13 protein-coding genes are annotated in these 19,663 nt (G+C 49.2%); 12 read left to right on the top strand and 1 reads right to left on the bottom strand.

Annotated features, from left to right (window positions below; translation table 11 throughout):
* The 3 genes from L0U89_RS07460 to L0U89_RS07470 all read left to right on the top strand — a co-directional run.
* A partial coding sequence (locus tag L0U89_RS07460; protein ID WP_234860961.1) for a transposase occupies positions 1–299 on the top strand: 299 nt, incomplete at its 5' end.
* A 946-nt stretch (positions 300–1,245) separates the two neighbouring features.
* Positions 1,246–4,545, top strand: a complete 3,300-nt coding sequence (locus tag L0U89_RS07465) for a VPS10 domain-containing protein (protein ID WP_234860962.1) — start codon at positions 1,246–1,248, stop codon at positions 4,543–4,545.
* 116 nt (positions 4,546–4,661) lie between these two features.
* Positions 4,662–4,820, top strand: a complete 159-nt coding sequence (locus tag L0U89_RS07470) for a hypothetical protein (protein ID WP_234860963.1) — start codon at positions 4,662–4,664, stop codon at positions 4,818–4,820.
* 606 nt (positions 4,821–5,426) lie between these two features.
* Here L0U89_RS07470 and ggt read toward each other — a convergent pair.
* Positions 5,427–7,121 (bottom strand): gamma-glutamyltransferase, encoded by a 1,695-nt coding sequence (gene ggt / locus L0U89_RS07475; protein WP_234860964.1) that lies wholly within the window; start codon positions 7,119–7,121, stop codon positions 5,427–5,429.
* A gap of 953 nt (positions 7,122–8,074) precedes the next feature.
* On the opposite strand from ggt, the gene L0U89_RS07480 reads away from it, so the two are divergent.
* The 9 genes from L0U89_RS07480 (at position 8,075) to L0U89_RS07520 (ending at position 19,502) form a co-directional block, all read left to right on the top strand.
* Positions 8,075–8,548, top strand: coding sequence for a hypothetical protein (locus L0U89_RS07480; RefSeq protein ID WP_234860965.1), 474 nt, complete (start codon positions 8,075–8,077; stop codon positions 8,546–8,548).
* 4 nt (positions 8,549–8,552) lie between these two features.
* Positions 8,553–9,290: a glucosamine-6-phosphate deaminase gene (locus L0U89_RS07485; RefSeq protein WP_234860966.1), complete on the top strand. Its 738-nt coding sequence runs from the start codon at positions 8,553–8,555 to the stop codon at positions 9,288–9,290.
* 95 nt (positions 9,291–9,385) lie between these two features.
* Positions 9,386–10,711: a sugar MFS transporter gene (locus tag L0U89_RS07490; protein ID WP_234860967.1), complete on the top strand. Its 1,326-nt coding sequence runs from the start codon at positions 9,386–9,388 to the stop codon at positions 10,709–10,711.
* Positions 10,696–11,856, top strand: a complete 1,161-nt coding sequence (locus L0U89_RS07495; RefSeq protein WP_234860968.1) for an N-acetylglucosamine-6-phosphate deacetylase — start codon at positions 10,696–10,698, stop codon at positions 11,854–11,856. Before L0U89_RS07490 ends, L0U89_RS07495 begins: the two co-directional genes overlap by 16 nt.
* 3 nt (positions 11,857–11,859) lie before the next feature.
* Positions 11,860–13,197, top strand: coding sequence for a Gfo/Idh/MocA family protein (locus L0U89_RS07500; protein ID WP_234860969.1), 1,338 nt, complete (start codon positions 11,860–11,862; stop codon positions 13,195–13,197).
* A gap of 4 nt (positions 13,198–13,201) precedes the next feature.
* The gene (locus L0U89_RS07505) at positions 13,202–14,320 is read left to right on the top strand and encodes an acyltransferase family protein (protein WP_234860970.1); all 1,119 of its coding nucleotides are present in this window, start codon (positions 13,202–13,204) and stop codon (positions 14,318–14,320) included.
* Between the two features lie 56 nt (positions 14,321–14,376).
* Entirely contained in the window at positions 14,377–15,384 is a 1,008-nt protein-coding gene (locus tag L0U89_RS07510; protein WP_234860971.1) for a Gfo/Idh/MocA family protein, read from the top strand.
* Positions 15,385–15,442: 58 nt separating this feature from the next.
* Entirely contained in the window at positions 15,443–17,638 is a 2,196-nt protein-coding gene (locus L0U89_RS07515) for a S9 family peptidase (protein ID WP_234860972.1), read from the top strand.
* Positions 17,639–17,846: 208 nt separating this feature from the next.
* Entirely contained in the window at positions 17,847–19,502 is a 1,656-nt protein-coding gene (locus L0U89_RS07520) for a M1 family metallopeptidase (protein WP_234860973.1), read from the top strand.
* The last annotated feature ends 161 nt before the right edge of the window (positions 19,503–19,663 follow it).

Consider the following 19,663-nt stretch of genomic DNA (forward strand, 5'->3'; position numbering starts at 1 on the left):
AGTTTTCATGCCACGTGGGCGTTGCCCCGTTTTCCTTCGAATCGGGAACCAGCCAGAGATCCAGGCGCAAGGTCTCGAACCGGGCCAACAAGGACCTAAAGACCCTCTTCCATATGGCGGCACTATCCGCGATCAGGATGAAGGGGGAACTCAGGGACTATTTTGAAAGGAAAGTAGCTGAGGGTAAGAACAAAATGACGGTCCTAAATGCAGTCAGAGCCAAAATAATCAACCGGATATTCGCTCTGATAAGGGAAGACCGAAAATATGAAAAATCCTATATCAAACCCGTTGTTTAATCCATAAGAATATCGGGATTGGTTACTTCCTGCCTGTCGGCAGACAGGTTTTTGACAAGAAAAAAAGTGACAAGAGAAATAAAGAATGGTAATCCAATCCAGCTCAGAGAGTGAGTAATGGTAGTAAGCCAATTACAAATTGGCAGGGATAGGAGGGCCGGATTGCAAATCCGACCCAGCCGGGGATTGACGAGGCCTATAACGCTCCTGTTAAAATCGCTCACAAAATCGCCTCTCCGAGGCTCGTGATCCCAATCGAATTCTCTTTGCTACAATCAAAACGCCACGCTGTGGCTGCGAACCTTGTTCTGCACCCGATACCCTCCGCCTACAATTCTCCCTCTCCTCCAGGAGAGGGGCGGGGTGAGGTGGTCAATTCCTCAAACCGCACAAAGCACCTGGTTCGGTCGCGCGCGGGGAATGAAAGTCCGCCGGGCCGGCCAGGGCCTTGCGGGCTGATAGGATCGGACTTTCTTGACTTTTTGGTTACTTTTTTGTCAAGAAAAAAGTGACAGGGGAAGGAGACAAATAGAATTTAAATCCAACATTGACGAAGGCTAACAACAATCCAATTTGAAAAATCCAATAAGATCGCCTCTCTGAGGCTCGTGATGCACAACCAAAACCCATTTCTACAATCAAAACGCCACGCTGTGGCTGCGAACCTTGTTCTGCACCCAATACCCTCCGCCTACAATTCTCCCTCTCCTCGAGGAGAGGGTCGGGGTGAGGTGGTAATTCATCATTCATCATTTTACATTTCCCCACAAGTAGGGATTAGTGTGGGATCACCATCCATCATTCATCAACGCCCACACCAAGGGCCTGACTACATCAAATAACCCCCATCGACCGAGACTACTGAGACTGAAACCCTGAAAAGGGAAATCCTATTCACAAATCATCAGTTTTGTGGTATATTGTTCTCATAACACAACATCAACCTATGCACTCCTTGTTGAAAATTACATCTCTAGCGCTCTGCCTGATTTTTCCGGCACTGGTTTGGGCACAAAAGAAGCAGCCTGCCGCGGCAGCCACCCAAACTTCGGGTTTAACTTCATCCACATTTTCAAGCCTGCGGTTTCGATCGATCGGTCCGGCGGTCACTTCCGGGCGGGTTTCTGATTTTGCGGTAAACCCCAACAACCACAGTGAATATTATGTCGCCACTGCCTCGGGCGGTGTGTGGAAAACCACCAACCGGGGGGTTACCTACACCCCGATTTTTGATGCCCAGGGATCCTACTCCATTGGATGTGTGACACTTGACCCCTCGAACCCGAGCGTCGTCTGGGTGGGCAGTGGTGAAAACAACAACCAGAGATCCGTGTCCTACGGTGATGGCGTCTACAAAAGCGAGGACGGGGGCAAGACTTGGAAAAACATGGGCTTGAAAAACTCGGAGCACATTTCATCCATCATTGTACACCCCAGTAATCCCAACATCATCTATGTCGGCGCTTATGGGCCGGTCTGGAGCGAGGGCGGCGATCGGGGTGTCTACAAATCGACCGATGGTGGTGCTTCCTGGACCCTCGTCAAATCCGTGAGCGCCTTCACGGGTGTGAATGACCTTGTGATGGACCCGCGCAATCCGGATGTATTGTATGCCGCTTTTCATCAGCGCATGCGCAAAGTCTTCACCTACATCGGCGGCGGTCCGGAATCAGCGCTGTACAAAACCACGGATGGGGGCACCACCTGGAAAAAACTGGAGGGCGGATTGCCGGGCGGGGAACTCGGACGGATCGGCTTGGCCATCAGCCCGGTAAACCCGGATGTATTGTACGCCGTGGTGGAAGGGGATGGAGACAAGGGGGGAATCTACCGCAGTGCCAACCAGGGTGCAAGCTGGGAAAAACGCAGTTCCTTCTTCACCTCGGGCAACTATTACCAAGAGGTTACCTGTGATCCAAAAAACGTGGACCGGATTTTCATCACCGATACCTATTACAAGGTGAGCCACGACGGCGGCAAGACGGTCCAAAACCTCGGCGAAATCAACAAGCACATCGACAACCATTGTATTTGGATAGACCCCAACGATACCAACCACCTCTTGGTCGGCTGTGACGGGGGCATCTATGAGACTTGGGATTTTGCCAACACATACGACTTCAAGGCCAATCTGCCCGTGACCCAGTTCTACAAGGTATCGACAGACAATGATTATCCCTTTTACGGGGTTCATGGTGGCACCCAGGATAACTTGAGCTTGGGTGGTCCCAGCCGCAGTACTTCCGCCAATGGCATCGTCAATGCGGATTGGTACGTGACATCCTTGGGTGACGGATTTGAAACCCAGGTGGACCAGTCCAACCCAAATATCATCTATGCACAGAGCCAATATGGTGGATTGAATCGCTTTGATCGGAAAAGCGGAGAGTATCTGCCCATCAGACCCATCGAGAAAGAAGGGGATGCGCCTTACCGCTGGAACTGGGACGCGCCGCTCCTAATCAGCCAACACAGCAACACCCGCCTGTACTTTGGCGCCAACAAAGTCTTCCGGACAGATGACCGCGGCGATTCCTGGAAAGTGATCAGCCCGGATTTGAGCCGGCAGGTTGACCGCAACAAATTTGAAGTGATGGGCAAAATCTGGTCTGTGGATGCCATCGCCAAAAACCAAAGCACCGACATCTTTGGACAGACCACCACGATCGCGGAATCCAAGCTCGATGAGAAACTCCTTTGGGTTGGGACCGACGATGGCTTGATTCACCTCACCACGGATGGAGGTGGGACATGGACGAAATTCGATAACCTGCCGGGAGTTCCTGCCATGAGTTACGTACACCAAATCATCGCTTCGCTTCATGATAAGAACGTGGCCTATGTTTGCTTCAATCACCACAGGTATGGAGACTTCAAACCCTATGTCTTGAAAACCAGCGATATGGGCAAGACATGGAAGCCGATCCATTCGGACTTGCCCGTCCGCGGCAGTGTGTATTCCATTGCGGAAGATCACGTCGACCCCAACCTGTTGTTTGTGGGTACGGAGTTTGGATTGTTTTTCTCCAATACCGGAGGCACAAATTGGATCCAGTTGAAAAGTGGATTGCCTACGATTGCGGTGCGGGATATCGAAATCCAGCGCAGGGAAAATGACCTGGTGTTGGCTACCTTCGGAAGGGGATTCTACATCTTGGATGATTACGCACTCCTGCGGAACTTTAGAAGTGAAGATCTTGCCAAGACGGCCATCATTTTTCCGGTAAAGGAAAGTCTGATGTACATCGAGCGTTTTCCTTTGGGCTTGCGGGACAAGGGACATTTGGGAAGCAACTACTTCTCCACGCCCAATCCGAAACCTGGCGCCGTGTTTTCCTACTACCTCAAGGAGGATATCAAAACCATGAAGGATAAACGCCAGGAGGAGGAGCAAGCCAAATTTGAAAAGCAACAACCGGTCTACTATCCTCCGATGGATAGTTTGAGGAAAGAAGACAACCAGCCCGACCCATACCTGTTGTTTACGATCAAGGATGGAAAAGGCCAGGTGATTCGCCATATCAAGGCCCCGGCCAACCAGGGACTGAACCGAATCAGCTGGGATTTCCGGTACGGATCTCCTGCACCGGTCAATAACCGCTATACGCCTGCGCCTGACCAGTTGTTTGGGGGTGCTGAGACGGGTGCCTTGGTGATGCCTGGACAGTATTCGGTGACGCTTTCTTCCGTAGTGGATGGAGTGGTGAGCGAGTTGGCCGGTCCGGTGAACTTCAGCTGCAAGTTGCTCGAACAAGGCAGCCTACCGACCGATATGGCAGCGAACACGGCTTTCTACCAGAAAGTGACAGACATACGCAAGGCCGTCAGTGCCGCCAACGATTTGTTCAATAACATGGATCAACGCTTGAGAAATATCAACTTGGCGCTTTTGGACATGCCGGCACCGCTGCAGGCTTATACGAAGCGCGCCTATGATTTACAGCAACAGATGGTGTCGATGCGGATAAAATTATATGGTGACCAATCGGCAGCACGCAGGGAGTTCGAAACCCTTCCTTCCATCAATGACAGGGTAGGCGGTATTGAATATGCCATTTGGAATTCGACGGCACCCGTTCCCAAACTGTACCAAGAATCCTATGACCTGGCCGCCAAGCAGTTCAGCGCATGGTTGACGGAATTGAGGTCCATGCATACATCGATTGAAGCTTTGGAAAAAGAGTTGGAGATCAACAAGGCCCCCTATACCCCGGGAAGATGGCCGGATTGGAAGGCCAATGAGTAGGCCTAGGGTATATTAAACTGAAAGGAAAACATACCTGCCTTTTTCGAGGTCCAAGCTACGCGCTGAGGTTCCGGAAAGAGGCAGGTATTTTCTTTGTTGTTACGAGATTGTAAAATTTGGCATTTACAGAAAGGCAAGGACAGCCGCGTCCCGTCATGCTGAACCGTAGCTTGCGGAGGGAAGCATCTCCTGAATTGCGGAGACGTTTCTCCACGATACCGTCGGACTGTCTGGTAGCTGCGCCTGTGGCACATGCTGTGGTCGTGTTTTATTGAATGGTTTGATTGGGAAAGGGCCTCACTTTGTCATTCCGAGGCACGAGGAATCTATTCCCCTTGTCCGAAGGTTGCACCGTCGGACTGTCTGTTATCTGCGCCTGTGGCGCATTGTGCCATGGTGTTTTAATGAATGGTCTGTGATAACACAAACCATGGGGAAATTGTATTTTTAACAACATAGCTCACATAGGAACATAGCATCTAATCGACAACAAACTATGTGAGCTCTGTGGACTATGTGGTAAGAAAGTGACTCCCGCAACCTCGCTATCCTGCGTTTCCGACCGCAGGAGGTTTTTTCATATTGTAAATGTAGGATGCCGCCCCTTCGGGGCTTGAGGGAAATCGGCTCCGCATGGGCGAAGGGCTACACCCTTCGCTTTGGGATGGCGCCCCGTTGGGGCTACGTGTCCTTAGGCTGAAAATGAGACCTTATCGTGCGGTATTCTCCCTCTCCTTGAGGAGAGGGTCGGGGTGAGGTGGTCGATACCCGGCTATCCAGCGTTTCCGAATACAGGATCGCTATGTTGAAAATGGTATGTGATGACTCAGACCATGGTGTGCGATGTTGATGTATCTAGCCAAAAACACGCGCGGACGTTCTCAATACCCTGCGGCCTGTCCGTCTTTTCTGGATTCCGAGGCACCGATGTAGACTTTGTTTACCGGGTCATACATGATGGCCTGATACCCGCCGAAGGGACCCACGCTAAACTCCACCCGATGGCCCATTTCTTCGAGCTGGCGGATGACTTCGTAGGAGAAGCCGCTTTCCAGATTCAGCGAACCTCCGTTGCTCATTTTGGACCCCGTGGGTTCGGAGGAACCATTGTGCCGCATCCTCGGGGCATCGCCTGCTTCCTGCAGGTTCATGCCAAAATCAATCAAATTGACTACTATTTGCGTATGCCCCTGCGGCTGTACCGAGCCGCCCATCAGACCGAAGCTGATGTATGGCTTCCCATCTTTGGTGATAAAGGCCGGGATGATCGTATGAAAAGGCCGTTTACCCTTTGCCAGGGAATTCCAATGGTTTGGATCCTGGACATTGAACTGTTGTCCGCGGTTTTGCAGTACAAAGCCCAAGCCGTCCGGCACCATGCCCGACCCAAACTCATCGTAAATACTTTGGATAAAGGAGACCATATTGCCGTCTTTGTCCGCCACGGTGAGATAAGTCGTGTTTCCTTTTTCGATTTCCCCGGCAGGGTAGGCCATCGCCGCCTTGTTGGGGTCGATAAGTTTGCGGCGCTCGGTAGCATATTCCTTTGAAATCAGCTTTTGTACGGGTATTTGGTTGAAAGCAGGGTCGGCATAGAACTTGGCCCGGTCTTCGAAAGCCAACTTCTTGGCTTCAGTCAGCACGTGCAGGTATTCCGCACTGCCAAAGCCCATGGATTTGATGTCGTAGCCTTCGAGAATATTGAGCATTTGGAGGACGGCGATTCCCTGCCCGTTGGGTGGCAGTTCCCATACATCGTAACCCCGATAGTTGGTACTGACGGGTTCGACCCATTCGGAGGTATGTTTTTTCAGGTCTTCATAACGGAGATAACCCCCGTTTTCCTTCATAAAGCGGTCGATGGTTTGGGCGATTTCTCCTTCATAAAAAGCCGCACGGCCATCTTTGGCGATGAGGGAATAGGTTCTGCCTAGGTCGGGATTCTTGAAGACTTCTCCTTTTCTCGGCGTGTTTTTGCCATTGGGCATGTATGTTTTTCGGAAACCGGGGATTTCCTGCATCTCGGGATAGGCACCGTTCATTTGCCAGGCGATCACCTCGGTAATGGGGAAGCCCTTGTTGGCATAGTCGATGGAAGGTTGAAGGATTTCCTGCATCGAGAGTTTCCCAAAGCGCTTGTGCATCTCAAACCAACCGTCCACGCAACCCGGCACGGAGACGGGCAGGGGCCCCAACAGGGGCACATAATTCAGGCCTTTTTCTTTGAAAACCTCCATTGTCAGCAACTCAGGTGCCCGACCGCTTCCATTAAAGCCATAGAGTTTTTGGGTTTTGGCATCCCAAATGATGGCAAAAACATCGCCGCCGATTCCGCATCCATTGGGTTCGACCAAGCCCAGCATGGCGTTGGCAGCGATGGCAGCATCCATTGCGGTACCTCCTTTTTTCAAAATATCCAATGCTACCTGCGTTGCTAAGGGCTGGGCTGTTGCAGCCATGCCGTTTTGTGCGATAACTTCAGATCTGGTGGCAAAGTGCTTGCCGCTGACCCTGTCCTGGGCCCAAGTGGCGGTGGCAAGTAAGGAAAGAGCGGAAAGGAAATACAGTCGTCTCATGAGGATAGCATTAGCCCTGCGATACTAAATCAGTCCATAGATTGTTCCAAGGGAAAGTTTTTGAGTGGTAGGGCGAGGATATGGAAATCAGCTGTTCCAAAAGCCATTTGAAGATTTTCAAGCGATCCTGTTTTCCTGCGTTTCCGAACGCAGAACTTTGACGTAATGGATGGTCTTTGCGGACACAGACCATGGGGAGGGAGGGGGAGACGCGCCGATGCGCGAAGGGCTTCACCCTTCGCTGCGGGATTAGGCCCGGATCTAAATCTGAAAGAGACAACTTTTTAGACCGCGCGCGGGGAATGGAAGTCCGGCGGGCCGGCCAGGGCCTTGCGGGCTGATAGGATCGGACTTTCTTGACTTTTTGGTTACTTTTTTGTCAAGAAAAAAGTAACAGGGGGAAAACTTTAGGTTAAATCACCTGCGTTGAAAATGATGAAAACAATCCCCTACATCTATTCCCGGTTTTTGGAGATAACCCAGATCCAATCTTAAATTTCCCGCCCCAAAAAATCCAAAAGATCGCTTACACCTTTTCCCCCGGGTTGCGGTGCATAAGGAATTTCCCACAGAAAAGGAGAATAGAAGCTCATTACCCGGGCTATTGAGATTTCCACCCGCTCCGGGGTGGTTTCTCTGCAAGCCTATGTTTCCGAATTTGAGCAAGCGGAAAGTCCATTTTCGAGCATTGATCTGCACAAAGTACTTGATAAGCGTAAGCGGGGAATGGAAGTCCGCCGGGCCGGCCAGGGCCTTGCGGGCTGACAGGATCGGACTTTCTTGTCCCTGATAATTACGTGGATAGTTTACTTTTTTTGATAAGAAAAAAAATAACAGATAAATATGCATTTCAAGAATTGATAGCAATAAGGGCCATTTTTTGGCCTGGGAACGACGGTATCAAGAGGAATTGGCTTGGTTTTTTATTTATTTGGTATCAAAATCCTCGTTCGATGGAAATCCCAAGTTTGGCCCAACTCAAAAAAGACCTCAGCTACTTGACCGAAAAGGAATTGGTGGACATCATCACGGATTTGGCCAAGTTCAGCCGCGATAACAAAGCCTTTCTCTACTTCAAGCTCAATGAGCGCGATATGCCCAGTCTTTTTGTAGACACCGTCAAGGAAGATTTGGATGAGGCTTTTCAATCCGCCAACACCAAGAATTACCACCTTGCCAAAAAATCCGCCCAAGCCATCCGCCGCAAACTCAACAAATCACTCAAATTGGGCAAGAACAAGGCTGACCAAGCCGAGCTGATCCTGTACTTCTGCGAAATGCTCCGGAAATATGGGTATATGCAATTCCGGCATCCCGTGATTACAAACCTTTACCAAGTACAGGTCGGCAAAGCCACAAAGCTGATCGCTACGCTGCACGAAGACTTGCAGAGTGACTTTACCTATCGCTTGGAAGAACTAGCATAAGACTATGGAAATTTCCGTTTTCTCAGATCCCATCGCGTTAGGTCATCAGGCCGGGAAAATCGGCGCCCAACTGATTCGTAGTGCCATCCAAAGCCAAGGATTTGCAAACATCATCCTGGCCACAGGCACCAGTCAGTTTGAAACCTTGAAACAGCTTTTGCAGGAAAAACAGGTAGACTGGAGCAGAGTCACCGTGTTTCATTTGGATGAATATATCGGAATTCCAATCACCCATCGGGCGAGCTTCAGGAAGTACCTGAATGAACGATTCTTTGATCAAGTAAACTTGAAAGCCTATCACCTGATCGATGGGGAGCATAATCCCGAAAAGGAATGCAAGCGCCTATCAGGGATTATTGAAAAACATCCAATCGACGTGGCCTTTGTTGGTATTGGAGAAAATGGACATTTGGCCTTCAATGATCCACCGGCTGATTTTCACACCAAAGAACCCTACATCATAGTCGAATTGGATGAAGCCTGCCGCATGCAGCAACTTGGGGAAGGCTGGTTCCCGGATTTGGCTTCCGTGCCCAAGCGGGCCATTTCCATGTCCATACAGCAGATCATGGGATCCAAAAATATCATCTGTTCGGTGCCGGATCTCCGAAAAGCCCAAGCAGTCAAAGCATGTTTGGAAGGGGAAATTAGCCCCATGCATCCCGCATCCATCTTGCAAAATCATAGGGATTGTCGGATTTTTTTGGATTCTTCGTCTTCATCCCTGCTTTCCGGCCGCTAGTCTGAAAATCATTGGAGGATTGGGATAAAATCAGGTATTTCAAGAGACAGGAAACCGAAGCTTGATTTCCCTGTGATCGAACCCAAAGCCAGCCTATGCCATCCACCACTTCCGCGGTCCGGGCGGACCAACTCAGTTCTCGGGACACCTGGATTTCCATCGGGATCATCGGAATATTGTTTTTCATTTTTGGATTTGTCTCTTGGGTCAATGCCATCCTGATTCCCTATTTCAAAATCGCCTTTACCCTCAGCAATTTTGACTCCTATTTGGTGGCGTTTGCCTTTTACATCTCCTATTTGGTGATGTCGGTCCCTTCTTCCTATTTGCTGCGGGCCGTAGGTTTTAAGAAGGGGATGATGTATGGTTTTTTTGCCATGTCCTTGGGTGCTTTCCTTTTTGTACCAGCCGCGATGGTGCGGACCTATGAGTTGTTTTTGTTGGGTTTGTTTACCCTGGGTACGGGCTTGGCAGTCCTGCAAACCGCTGCAAATCCCTATGTCACCGTCTTGGGTCCAAAGGAACGTGCCGCGCAGCGGATCAGCATCATGGGCATTTTCAACAAAGGTGCGGGAATTTTGGCACCGCTGCTGTTTGCAGCAGTCGTGCTGAAGGTAGGGGACAGTGAGTTGTTTCAGCAATTGGACCAGATGGGCCCTGAGGCAAAAGATGCCGCTTTGGGGGAATTGATCCGACGGGTCATGGTGCCTTATGCGGTGGTTGGCGTGGTCTTGTTGGGTCTTGGGATTTTTGTCAGGTTTTCACCTTTGCCGGAAATCGACACCGAACATGAATCCGAAGCCCTGGCTGAGGCAAATTCGGGTAAGCATTCCATTCTTCAATTTCCCCACCTGATATTGGGGGCTTTTGCCATTTTTCTTCACGTGGGGACACAGGTGATTGCGATCGATACGGTCATTCCCTACGCCAATTCCTTTGGAATCAGTCTCTTGGATGCCAAAGTGCTTCCATCGTTCACGCTGGCATTCACCATTTTGGGCTATTTGATCGGGATATCCATGATCCCCAAAGTTATCTCTCAGGTCAACATACTTAGGATATGTACCCTCTTGGGAAGTTGTTTGACCTTATTGATTGTGTACGGCAGCGGACCGATCCAATTCTGGGGGATGGAGATGGACATTTCCATTCTTTTTGTGGTTTTGCTCGGATTGGCCAATTCCTTGGTTTGGGCGGGTATTTGGCCTTTGGCCTTGGATGGTTTGGGTAGGTTTACCAAACTCGGCGCCTCCATCATGATCATGGGACTTTGCGGAAATGCAATTATGCCCATGATATATGGGCATTTTGCCGATATCTATTCAGAAAGAACGGCCTATTGGGTATTGTTTCCTTGCTATTTGTATCTGGTTTTCTATGCCGTAAAAGGCCATCAAATCCGTACATGGAAAAGCTCATAGCCAAAAATCCCTTTGATAATCAGGTGTATGAACTTTTCCTGGATAAAGGAGAGATCAGGAAGCTTCAGGCTATTTCCACCCATGAAGATTCAACATTGCTTTTGGGCCCTGGATTCTACGATTTACAGGTCAATGGCTTCGGCGGCTTTGACTACAATGAAGTACAGGCGGATTTTCGGTCCCTCGGCGGGATAACGGAAAAGCTGCTGCAGCGAGGGGTCACTTCCCACTTTCCAACGATCATCACAAATAGTCCGGATCGAATCCATCAATTGGTTACCCAAATTTGGAATTTATTGGAAGACGATCCCAAGGCAAGAAAATGCATTCCTGGAATACACTTGGAAGGGCCGTTCATCTCGCCTGAAGATGGTCCAAGAGGAGCGCATTTCCGGGAATTTGTGCAAGCGCCTGATTGGGAACTTTTCCAGTCTTGGCAGGAGGCTGCGCATGGTGAAATCAGGTTGGTGACGCTTTCGCCCGAATGGGAAAATGCCCCGGCGTTCATCAAAAAATGTGTCGATTCCGGCGTGTTGGTGGCGATTGGACATACCAAAGCATCCCATGCCCAGATTGAAAAAGCATTGGATGCAGGTGCACGGATGTCCACACATTTGGGAAATGGTGCCCATGCCATGCTTCCCCGGCATCCCAACTACCTATGGTCCCAATTGGCGGAGGATAGGCTGTGGGCAAGTATCATCGCGGACGGATTCCATCTGCCGCGGGAGGTGATTCAGGTTTTCAAAAAAGTGAAAGGGAAGAAGCTTTTTTTGGTCAGCGACGCTGTGGCCTTAGCCGGACTTCCGGCGGGAGAATACGACACGCCTGTGGGCGGAAAGGTCACTTTAAATACCGAAGGAAAGCTGCATCTCCGAGACAATCCCCAAGTATTGGCCGGTTCTGCAGGTTCGCTTTTGCAAGGCCTTGGTTTTTTGCTCAAAAATAACCTGGCGACTTTGTCGGAGGCTTGGGAAATGGCTTCGATTCGGCCAAGAAGTCTTTTTGAAAAGGGCTTAGAAAACTGGACGCCAACCATTGACTCCGATTCAATAATCATGGAAGTCGATGCCGCATCAAACCTAAAGCTTCATAAAACATTCAAAAACGGAAAGGAAGTATTTTCATCAAACCCAAACCCTTAAACTATGAGTCATTCATCGAAACGTAGAGAAATCATCAAAGCCCTTGGGACAGGGGCCCTGGGTCTGGGGGCACTGAGTCCCGCGTTTTCTTTCAATATCCTGTCTTCCTATCCTGTGAAAGCCAACTATCGGATAGCGGTGATTGGGGTCAACAGCCGTGGATTACAGCATATTCAGGCTTTGGCCAAGATTCCCAACGTAACCATCGCCTACGTCTGCGATGTGGATGCCAAGGCCTTGGCCAATGGGATTGATTTGGCTGTTAAATCAGGAAGCGTAAAGGCGCCCCTAGGAATCAAGGATTTTCGAAAGGCATTGGAAGACCCTACATTGGATGCGGTGTCGATTGCCATGCCGGACCATTGGCATACGCCGGCAGCACTATTGGCCATGCAGGCCGGAAAGCATGTGTATCTCGAAAAACCTGGGTCCCATAACCCCGCGGAGGCTGAATTGCTTGTGGATGCCACGAAAAAATATGGAAAGGTGGTGCAAATGGGCAACCAACGCAGGTCTTGGCCGAGGGTCCAAGAAGCCATGCAGGAACTCCACTCAGGGGCGATTGGAAGGGTTTATTATGCGCGGGCATGGTATACCAATACACGTAAATCCATCGGACATGGAAAGCTCAGCCCGACACCCGAATGGTTGGATTTCGAGCTGTGGCAAGGTCCTGCACCGAGAACGGATTTCCGTGACAATTTGATCCACTACAATTGGCACTGGTTCTGGCACTGGGGCACGGGAGAAATCGTCAACAACGGGGTGCATTTTCTGGATTTGGCAAGGTGGGGTCTGCAGGTGGATTATCCAAAAAGCGTGTATTCCAGCGGTGGTCGGTACCAGTTTGAAGATGATTGGGAGACACCCGATACCCAAATCGCGAGCTATCAGTTTGAAGGCGGCAAAACCATCCTCTGGGAAGGGCGAAGCTGCAATGCACGGGACATCAATGGAATGGGTTCCGGTGTCTCTTTCCATGGAGAAAATGGGACAATGGAATTGCTGAACAATTCCTACAAAATCTTTGACAACGGCAACACACTCGTCAAATCCGCAGAACCCACGAGCAACATCCTTCTGAATCAGCAGGGAGCGGGATTTGACATGGATGTGGACCATTTCCAAAATTTCATCGATGCCATCGATAATGGGAAAAGTCTGATTTCACCCTATCCAGAAATCAAAAAGAGTGTGCTCCTTTGCCATTTGGGCAATATCTCCTACCGTACGGGGAGAGCATTGGATATCAATACCCAAACCGGAAGGATAGAGCGGGATGCAGCAGCGATGAAACTTTGGGGAAGGGAATATCAGCCCGGTTGGGAACCCAAACTCTGAGTCCATGGAAATCCTTCTCAAACACCCCTCCAAGCGCCTGGTCTCGATCGATGCCTTGAGGGGATTTGATATGTTGATGATTTGCGGTGCAGATGCCTTTTTCAGGAGTTTTGAAGGAAAGACATCTTTTGCCTGGGTAGACGTTTTGGCCAGGCAATTTGAGCATCCGGAGTGGATTGGATTTACGTTTTATGATTTTATTTTTCCACTATTTCTGTTTGTCGCGGGGGTTTCTATTCCGTTTTCCCTCGGAAAATCCCTGGCCGAAAACGTATCCAAAAGGGAAATTTACAGAAAAGCGCTCTTACGGACTTTGCTGCTGATAGGATTGGGAATGCTGGACAAAAACGCCCCTTTCCCGTTTTTCGATTGGGAGCAAATCAGGTTGGGAAGTGTCTTGGGACGAATCGGTATTGCGGGATTTGTGACGGTTTTCTTGTTTCTGAATTTCCCAGCTAGGCAGCGCTTGGGCATTGTAGGGCTGGTCCTTATTGCCTACTATGCCGCAGTATTCCTGATTCCTGTGCCGGGTTTTGGCGCAGGAAATCTGAGTTTTGAAGGCAATTTGGCCGGTTGGATTGATCGGACCTTTCTCCCTGGCAGATTGTTGCAGGGAAGTTTTGATGAATTGGGCATACTGACCACCTTCCCGGCGATATGTTTGACGGTGTTGGGGGCGCATGCAGGGGAAATTCTCCGAAATGCCCAACTGTCTGAGCGAAAAAAAGTCATGCAAATGATCTTGTTCGGCATGTTTTGTATCGGATTGGCTTTGGTCTGGAATCTTCATTTCCCAATCTTTAAGCGCATGTGGACCAGTTCCTTTATACTTCTCAATGCCGGGATGGCCTTTATTGCATTGGCAGGATTTTATTGGCTGATTGATATGCTCCACTTTCGCAAATGGTCTTTTTTCTTCGTAGTCGTGGGCATGAACAGCTTGACGATTTACATGATTTACAGGTTTGTGAATTTCAGATATACTTCGAGACTGCTTTTTGAAGGGCTTTACCGGCCGGCGGGAGAGGATTGGTTTCCAGTTTTTGAAAGCTTAGGAGCACTGCTTTTGGTTTGGTTGTTTTTGTATTTTCTCTATCGAAAGCGGATTTTCTTCAAGGTGTAATCATATAAGTATATACTTAAGTACAATGATTTTAAAATATTATAATTCAGTGTTTTATGAAATTAAATAGAAGGAAATTTGTTCAAAGTTCGGTGGCTTTGGGAGTGGCCACGGGCCTCGGTACTATGCCGTTTAATCTTTCCGCAAAGCCAAAAGAAACAACCATCAAAATCGGGATAATCGGCTTGGATACCTCACATTCCCCAGCATTCACCAAGCTTTTCAATGCACCCAATCCGAAGGCAGAACTCACGGGGTTTCAGGTAGTGGCGGCTTATCCTTATGGGAGCAGGGATATCGAGTCGAGCTATAAGCGTATTCCTGAATACACCCAACAAGTCCAGGAATTGGGAGTCAGGATTGTGGATTCCATCGAAGCGCTGTTGGATGCCGTGGATGTAGTCCTCTTGGAGACCAATGATGGAAAACCCCGATTGGAACAAGCCCGAGAGGTCATTCGCGCCAAAAAGCCTTTCTTTATTGACAAGCCTGTGGCTGCAAATCTTGCGGATACTTTGAGGATTTACCAGGAAGCCAGAAGTGCCGGGGTGCCGATTTTTTCAGCGTCCTCACTGCGCTACTTACGCAATGCGCAGGCGGCCAGGAATGAAGGCAAGGTCGGAAAGGTTTTGGCCTGTGATGCCTTTAGTCCAGCCACCTTGGAGACTGGGCATACGGACCTGTTTTGGTATGGAATCCATGGCGTGGAGATTCTTTTCACGGTGATGGGGCCCGGCTGTGAGTCCGTCACGAGATTCAGTGCCGCTGACCAAGAAGTCGTTGTAGGGACTTGGACAGATGGGAGGATTGGAACATTTCGTGGCATGCGATCCGGTAAACACGATTACGGGGGCATTGCTTTTGGGTCGGAAGGGAATCTTGTTTTGGGGAGTTATGAAGGTTATGAACCGTTGGTCCTCAAGATTGCGGAGTTTTTCAAGACTGGGAAATCACCCGTGGACGACGCAGAAACCTTGGAAATCTACGCGTTTATGGAGGCGGCTGATGAAAGTAAAAGAAAAGGCGGTGAGAAAGTCTTACTTCGGGATTTTTTCCCTGCCTGATCTGCCAATTTGAGTGGTTTGTTGGCCAAATCCATAAAATTAGCTTATTTTCCAGCCTATGAAGTTACGCCAAATACTCTCCCGAAGCTTGCTCATTGCAGTAGTTTTGTTGCTCGTGCTGAGCCGCGCCATCGCCCAAAATATCCATTGGGGTCCTGATGGAAATTCCTATTTCCAATTGGAGGAAAACCAGCTTGTCCGCTATACGCTGCCAAGCCAAGAGCGGGAAATCATCCTAGGGGAGAAGGATTTGACTCCTGCGGGACAAAATGCGCTCCAGGTACGGGATTTTACATTTTCCCGAGACAACAAAAAGATCCTGATCTACACCAACACCAAAAGGGTATGGCGCTTGGATACGCAGGGAGATTATTGGGTCTTGGATTTGGCGTCTAAGGAATTGAAACAAATCGGGAAAGGATTGCCCGAGTCTTCCCTGCGCTTTGCGAAGCTGTCCCCGGATGGCGGAAAGGCTGCTTATGTCTCAGAATTCAACCTGTATGTCGAGGATTTAAACAGCGGTCAAATCACCCAACTCACCCGGGATGGTAACCGAAGGCTGATCAATGGCACTTTTGATTGGGCCTATGAGGAAGAATTTGCCTGCCGGGATGGTTTCCAGTGGAGCCCCGACGGCAAGCGGATTTCCTTTTGGCAAATCGACGCAAGCAAGATCAGAGACTTTTACATGATCAACAATATTGATTCGGTCTATTCCCAAATCGTGCCTGTCGAGTATCCAAAAGTGGGCGAATCTCCATCTCCCGCACGCATTGGGGTGATCGAGTTGGCGGGAAACAAACTCACCTGGCTGAATATCCCCGGAGATCCGCAGCAACATTATTTGCCGAGGATGGAATGGCATTCGCCCGAGCAATTGCTGGTACAGCAACTCAATCGCAAGCAAAACCACAGCAAAATCCTGGCATTGAATGTGGTTCAAAACACCTCCCGCTTGGTGTTTGAAGAGCAGGACGAAGCATGGATCGATGTGCTGTCGAGTTGGGAGGATGTGTATGCGCTGACCTACCGCCATACTTTCCAATGGATCAATGACGGCAAGGAGTTCCTGTGGATGAGTGAGAAAGACGGTTGGAGGCACCTGTACCGGATTGGCTTGGATGGCAAGGAAACGCTGGTCACTGCGGGCGACTTTGACGTGATCAATCTTCTCCATTTCAATGAAAAGGAAAACTTGGTGTATTTCCACGCTTCGCCGTACAATGCGACCCAGAAATACCTCTACAAAACGCGTTTGGACGGAAAGGGAAAAGCGGAAAAAGTGACCCCGGCCGGATTGGAGGGCACGCATGAATATGCGATTTCAACCAATGGAAAGTATGGCTTTCATATTTTCCAAAACCATCACACGAGACCTGTTTCCGAGTGGCTCAGCCTCCCTAAACACCAGCCTTTGGACAAATCCGAGGACATAGCATCCAAAATTCCGACCAGTAGGTACGATTCCAGCCTGGAATTTTTCAAAATCAAAACCGCTGACGGCACTGAAATGGACGGATGGATGCTGAAGCCCAAGGGTTTTGATCCGAAAAAGAAATATCCGCTTGTATTTTTTGTCTACACCGAACCATGGGGCGCCAACGTAAAGGATGTGTTTGGAGTCGGCAGGAACCGCCTGTACGAGGGGGACATGTCCCAGGACGGATATATCTACATGAGTATCGACAACCGCGGCACACCCGCGCCAAAGGGTCGCGCCTGGCGGAAAAGCATTTACAGGAAGATCGGTCGGCTGAATATTTCCGATCAGGCCGAAGCGGCGAAGCAAATTGTCCAATGGGATTTTGTCGATTCCGAGCGGGTGGCGGTTTGGGGTTGGAGCGGAGGAGGCACCGCGACCCTGAACCTGATGTTCCAATACCCTGAGATCTACAAGACGGGGATTTCCATTGCCGCCGTCGCCAACCAATTGACTTACGACAACATCTACCAAGAGCGGTATATGGGTTTGCCGCAGGAGAATTTGGAGGATTTTGTCGTGGGTTCGCCGATTTACCATGCCAAACACCTAAAGGGAAACCTCTTGTATATCCACGGCACGGGTGACGACAATGTCCACTATGCCAATTCGGACATGTTGGTCAATGAATTGGTCAAGCACGGAAAGTTGTTTCAGTTGATGGCGTATCCCAACCGCTCACATTCGATTTCTGAAGGGGAAGGGACGACTGCGCATTTGCGAAAGCTGTTTACGGACTATTTGAGGAGGTATTGTCCGCCGGGAGGGAAGTAGAAGATGTACGATGTACCAAGTACGATGTACCAAGATTGTCGATTCGCGGACTCTAGAGTGAATGTAATCCTTCGTAAAAATTTGCCGCACTTAATTAGCTGCCAAGTGAAAACAACAGCGACTTACATTCTTAATCAAAATATTCAAATACCACTGATTTACAGATATATAGATTAAATTATAGATAATTTACTTAATGTAAAAACTGATGTTGGAAATGTCTTTTCAAAAGAGGATTGTATTTGGTTTATTTATACTGGCCTTCGCTTTTTGTTTCGAAAATGAAGTAAGTGCCCAAACCCCATTCACCCGTGCGGATACTTTGCGTGGAAGCATCACGCCTGAAAGGGGATGGTGGGATTTGAATTACTACCACTTGTCGGTGGAAGTTTTTCCTGAAACCAAATCCCTCAAAGGCACAAACCTCGTCAGATACAAAGTGACTTCAACCCATCAAGTGATGCAAATCGACCTGCAGGAACCTTTGAAAATCACTTCGGTAACCCAAGAAGGAGAGACATTGGAATTCAAGCGGGATGGCGCTGCACATTTTATCACACTGAAGAAAAAGCAGGTGCCAGGTACTTATGAGAAAATCCTGATCAACTACGAAGGCCAACCCAAGGAAGCCGTACGCCCACCTTGGGACGGTGGGATTACTTGGACCAGAGACACCAATGGCAAACATTTCATCGCTTCTTCCAACCAAGGCATCGGTTCGAGTATTTGGTGGCCATCCAAAGACCATCCTGCGGATGAGGTGGACAGCATCTTGATCACTGTGACCGTCCCCAAAGGATTGCAAAATGTCTCCAACGGCCGTGCGCGACGCGTGGAAATGAGGGAGAACACCGTAACGATGGATTGGTTTGTCTCCAATCCCATCAACGACTACGGGGTCAATATCAACATCGGGGATTATGTGCACTTCGGCGAGAAATTCGAAGGCGAAAAAGGCACGCTGGATATGGACTACTATGTGCTGCGGGACAACCTAGAGAAAGCCAAGGTCCATTTCCAGGATGCCCGACGGATGATGGAGGCATTTGAGCATTGGTTTGGCCCGTATCCATTTTATGAGGACGGGTTCAAACTGGTGGAAGTTCCCTACCTCGGCATGGAGCATCAGAGCTCGGTGACCTATGGCAATGACTATCAAAAAGGCTACAAAGGAACCGACCTTAGCGGTACGGACTGGGGGCTGAAGTTTGACTTCATCATCATCCACGAGGCTGGACACGAGTGGTTTGCCAACAACATCACCTACAAAGACGTGGCGGATATGTGGATCCACGAAAGCTTCACCAATTACTCAGAAAGCCTCTTTTTGGAATACCATTATGGCAAGGAAGCGGGGCAGGAATATGTGCGCGGTACGCGGTCGAGGATCGAAAACAAGATTCCCATTATCGGGATTTATGGCCTCAATCGGCGGGGTTCCGGGGACATGTACTACAAAGGCGGTAACCTCCTGAATACGCTCCGGGAAGTGATCGCTGACGATGAAAAATGGAGGTCGATCCTGCGGGGCTTGAACGAAGTATTTTACCATCAGACAGTTACGACCGAACAAGTGGAAGCCTACATCCAAGAGCAAAGCGGCTTGAATTTGAAGAATCTCTTTGATCAATATTTGAGAAACACAACTATACCGGTCCTGGAATACTATTTCTCTGACAGTCAGACACTAAATTTCCGCTGGAGCAATTGTGTCGCTGGCTTTGACATGCCTGTTGATATAGAAATTGGAGGAAAACAAATGAGGATTCAAGCACATACGCAGTGGGGCAAAATCACAGTGACGGAAGGAGGTGAAGTGACGCTAGACCCGGATTATTATGTGGGGTGTTTCAAACTCAGGTAGTTATTAGCAAGGTGATATGGACCTGAATTGATGTGATTTTTGAACCATCGTCGTGCGTCGCTGTCAAGGTGTTATCTAAATAGTACGCCAAAAAAATGGATTATTTAGCTTAAATTTTTTGTGCAAGACTGGTAACTTGAAAACTGGAGGATTATTAAAAA

It is taken from the genome of Mariniradius sediminis (assembly GCF_021491425.1).
Taxonomy (GTDB): domain Bacteria; phylum Bacteroidota; class Bacteroidia; order Cytophagales; family Cyclobacteriaceae; genus Mariniradius; species Mariniradius saccharolyticus.

Bases quoted from the DNA above. Each gene is read 5' to 3' on its own strand.
- L0U89_RS07485 (WP_234860966.1), top strand. From the start codon at position 8,553: ATGGAAATTTCCGTTTTCTCAGATCCCATCGCGTTAGGTCATCAGGCC.
- L0U89_RS07490 (WP_234860967.1), top strand. From the start codon at position 9,386: ATGCCATCCACCACTTCCGCGGTCCGGGCGGACCAACTCAGTTCTCGG.
- L0U89_RS07520 (WP_234860973.1), top strand. From the start codon at position 17,847: ATGTTGGAAATGTCTTTTCAAAAGAGGATTGTATTTGGTTTATTTATA.
- L0U89_RS07510 (WP_234860971.1), top strand. From the start codon at position 14,377: ATGAAATTAAATAGAAGGAAATTTGTTCAAAGTTCGGTGGCTTTGGGA.
- L0U89_RS07495 (WP_234860968.1), top strand. From the start codon at position 10,696: ATGGAAAAGCTCATAGCCAAAAATCCCTTTGATAATCAGGTGTATGAA.
- L0U89_RS07515 (WP_234860972.1), top strand. From the start codon at position 15,443: ATGAAGTTACGCCAAATACTCTCCCGAAGCTTGCTCATTGCAGTAGTT.
- L0U89_RS07465 (WP_234860962.1), top strand. From the start codon at position 1,246: ATGCACTCCTTGTTGAAAATTACATCTCTAGCGCTCTGCCTGATTTTT.
- L0U89_RS07505 (WP_234860970.1), top strand. From the start codon at position 13,202: ATGGAAATCCTTCTCAAACACCCCTCCAAGCGCCTGGTCTCGATCGAT.
- L0U89_RS07500 (WP_234860969.1), top strand. From the start codon at position 11,860: ATGAGTCATTCATCGAAACGTAGAGAAATCATCAAAGCCCTTGGGACA.
- ggt (WP_234860964.1), bottom strand. From the start codon at position 7,121: ATGAGACGACTGTATTTCCTTTCCGCTCTTTCCTTACTTGCCACCGCC.
- L0U89_RS07480 (WP_234860965.1), top strand. From the start codon at position 8,075: ATGGAAATCCCAAGTTTGGCCCAACTCAAAAAAGACCTCAGCTACTTG.